The sequence below is a fragment of the Lactobacillus sp. C449L genome, from assembly GCF_059900815.1.
Genome location: NZ_JBWXGA010000384.1, coordinates 1 through 413 on the forward strand (window position 1 = coordinate 1; position 413 = coordinate 413).

Sequence of the window (413 nt, forward strand, 5' to 3'; positions counted from 1 at the left end):
GGCCCGTGCCGTCCTTGCCCGTGCCCTGCCATACCGCTCGCGCCTTCCTGACCGACATCGCACCCTCCTGGCTTGCGGAACCCGTCCACTTGGGCCGTTCCGGAGCGTTTGTCGACAGGCGCGAAGCGCAATTCCGGCTCAGGAGCCCGTCGCGCCCGCCTCCTGGTCCGGGGGAGGCGGCGCCTCGGTCTCGACCTGACCGCGGCGCTGGAGAATGAGCGCAGCGTACCAGCACAGCCCCGCCCAGGCAGCGCCCACGCACCAGCCGGCGAGGACGTCCGACGGCCAGTGCACGCCGAGATAGACGCGGGACGCGCCGATCACGACCGTGAGGACGATCGCGAGCAGCAGGAAGAACAGCTTCACCCGCCGCGGCTTGTGCACGCGGGCGAGCAGGGAGCCGAGCGTCAGAT

General features: G+C 71.2%; 1 protein-coding gene. It reads right to left on the minus strand.

Translation table 11 applies throughout. The features are described from left to right. Positions 1-138 precede the first annotated feature (138 nt). Positions 139-413 (minus strand): phosphatase PAP2 family protein (locus tag AC2JF9_RS09900; protein WP_500727429.1); only part of this gene is annotated, 275 nt, incomplete at its 5' end.